Origin of the sequence: uncultured Methanofollis sp. (assembly GCF_937919355.1) — an archaeon.
Classification (GTDB): Archaea; Halobacteriota; Methanomicrobia; order Methanomicrobiales; family Methanofollaceae; genus Methanofollis.
In genome coordinates, this window is sequence record NZ_CALFSA010000072.1 from 1 (window position 1) to 2781 (window position 2781).

3 protein-coding genes are annotated in these 2781 nt (G+C 60.9%); 1 reads left to right on the plus strand and 2 read right to left on the minus strand.

Going from position 1 to position 2781, the window contains the following annotated elements:
* Together Q0520_RS03420 and Q0520_RS03425 are read right to left on the minus strand one after the other, a co-directional pair.
* The coding region (locus tag Q0520_RS03420; protein WP_298666621.1) for an NAD(P)/FAD-dependent oxidoreductase at nt 1-1001 on the minus strand (1001 nt) is incomplete at its 3' end.
* 6 nt (nt 1002-1007) lie between these two features.
* Nucleotides 1008-1922, minus strand: coding sequence for a hypothetical protein (locus Q0520_RS03425; protein ID WP_298666623.1), 915 nt, complete (start codon nt 1920-1922; stop codon nt 1008-1010).
* Nucleotides 1923-2440: 518 nt separating this feature from the next.
* Here Q0520_RS03425 and Q0520_RS03430 point away from each other — a divergent pair.
* Nucleotides 2441-2749, plus strand: coding sequence for a hypothetical protein (locus Q0520_RS03430; RefSeq protein ID WP_298666626.1), 309 nt, complete (start codon nt 2441-2443; stop codon nt 2747-2749).
* Nucleotides 2750-2781 lie beyond the last annotated feature (32 nt).

Genomic DNA, 2781 nt, shown 5'->3' on the forward strand with positions numbered 1-2781 from the left:
GCGAGGCTGATACTCTGCGGCACGACCGAAGGGGCATAGCGCATCTCATGGCCGAGGATGTTCTCCGCCGCCACGATCCCCTGCAGACGGGCGACCGGGGTGAGGTACGGCCCCCCGGTAACGTCTCCAGCCGCGTACACGCCGGGGACAGAGGTCTGCATCCTGTCGTCGGTAACGATCTCACCCTTCGGGCCGGTGGCGACGCCGCTGACCATTGATGTGTTCGGCACGAGTCCGGCGGCGAGGAGGACGGCATCTGCCGGGCACTCCCCCGGCGTCTCCCCGCCATATGCCGCCCCGTCTGCATGCCCGGTCCCGGTGATCCGGGTGAGAGGGGCGTTCTCCCTGATCTCGACCCCCGCGAGTTCCTTCAGGGCGAGTTTCCGCAGGCGGGGATCGATATCTTTAAGAAAAACGCTCCGTGCGAGTACCGTCACCGTGCTCCCGAGTTGCTTGAAGATGTAGGCGAACTCCGCCGCAGCGATCCCGCCGCCGACGATGACGAGGTCACGGGGCAGATCGTGCATCCGCGGCAGGGTGTGGGCCGTGAAGACGCCGGCAAGGTCTGTCCCTTCGACCTCAGGGATTGCGGGCACAGACCCGGTGGCAACGATGACCGCCTCCGCCTCGACCTCATCCCCGTCGATGAAGACCTGCCGTCCGCAGATCCTGGCCGTGCTCCCGTACCTGATCTCGACCCCCGCTCCCCGCGTCTCATGGTCGAGCACGGCCCTGATCTTTGCCTGCACTCCCTCCATCCCGGCGAGGAGGGAGGGAAAATCGATCATCGGCTCGTCCTTGAAGATGCCCGCGCCGGCAAACTGCCTGGCCCTCGCCACTGTCCGTGCAGCATCGTTCAGGGCGCAGACCGCCATACACCCGTGGTTCAGGCACTGCCCGCCTATGGCGCCCCTCTCAACGAGGGTCACTTCCTTCCCGGCATTACCGAGGCGGATGGCTGCAAACCGCCCCGCCGGTCCTCCGCCGATGATCACGATCATGATGTCTCAGAATATCTCCACGCCCTCATCCATGGGCATGGCAAGGATCTCGCCGGTATAGGCATTAACCTCGACGATCCTGTTCTTCCCCTCGATCTCCCAGACAGGGACATAGACCAGGGTGATCTCGGTCGATATGTTCCTCCTGTCCGGTTTCAGCGTCTCTTCCTGGTAGAAGATGGCGTCGCCCTCTTCCTTCCTGAACCTGACCTTCTGGGTGAGTTCTGTGATCAGGTCGTTGACCGTCTGGTTTTCAGCCTCCTCTTTTGCGATCTTCGGCTGGAGCACCTCGCAGTCTTCGGGCATTGTGGAATTGATCGCATCGGAGAGTTTCATCTCCATCTTCGAGCCATTGATGGCATTCAGGCCGCCCCAGCGGTCGGCATCGAAGGAGACCCGGCGGGAGAAGACGGTCTGCGAACCGCTGCTGGTGCAGTGGCAGCACCAGTAGGGGACGAACCGGCAGTGCGCCTCTCCCCGCGTCCCCGAGATGGATATGGCATTCCGGTCGCTGACCCTGACCGGGAGGTGAAGAATGCCGCCCATGCTCATGGCATTCCCGGGCAGGGATGTCTTTGCACTCTTGCCGAGGGAGAAAGTTCTCCCGAAGATCCGCGCGAGGGCCGCCTCTCCAGCATATCTTGCAATCTCCTCCTCTCCCCAGATTGTGCAGTTCTCGGCCCGTGCCCCGGCGTCGAAAGTCACCAGGATCTTCTGGCACTCCCCGATCTCCTCGCCCTGCCTGATGCGGAACCTCCTTCCGTCAAAGTTGCCGATCTCGTCGGCGTCGTCGGAGATGAGGACGACATAGCAGTCTCTGTCGCCGACGGCCGAGAGGTCGAAGGGTTCGTCGGCGCATTCGACGCCGTAACCGGCGGACTCCAGGATCGTTGTTACAATCTCCTGCGTCCGTTCCCGCATTTCTCCTTCCATCTCATAGCATGTGTCCCTGATGTATAGAACAATTTTTCTTTCTGTGCCGACTGCATATATGGTGATTCTATGTTGTCTATGGATGACTTCCTGGCCATCTACCCCAAAGCCAACACTCGTATCTCGTATAATCGGGCTCTCCGTCGATATCTGGAATATATTTTTCGGATTCCCGCAAACCGGCACCAGAAGACCAATTATAACGATCTGTCTCTCAAATATCTCTCCGCTGATCGGATCATCTCGCTGGTTTTCGGGATTTCGTTTCCTCTCTCGCCAAATACGCCCCAAAAACTGCCGTACTCTGTTATACTGGCGCGCTCCTCTGGCTCACCTGGAATGGGATCGAGATCTCCCAGCGCGACCTGAAGCGCATTGCCTCCCGCCTCCCGAAGGGGGGCACCCAAACCCGGGACTCCCCTCTCGACCACCAGACGCTGCGCTCCATCCTCCCGCACCTGCCGATCCAGGGCAGGGCACTTGTCCTGGTCCTCGCCTCGTCGGGTATGCGGATCGGGGAAACCCTCAAACTGTCCGTCCGGGACATCGACCTCTCCACCGACCCGGCCCGGACCGATATCCCTGGAAACATCACCAAGAACGGCGCCCCCCGTCTAACATTTGTGATTGCAGAGGCCGCCGGGGTGATGTATCCCCGATCCTATGAAGAGATACACAGATCCCTGGGATTTGTCCCGGCCTCCGCATTGGTGGGACCGCCGGCACCGGGTTCCTCCCCTCTCCAGGTCGCAGCACCAGGAACGAAGCGGCCCGCCCTCTCCCTCGGCGGCATCAACTTCGCCGACTTCATGTGAGGTGAAAATCATTATGTCCCATGGCTCACTAT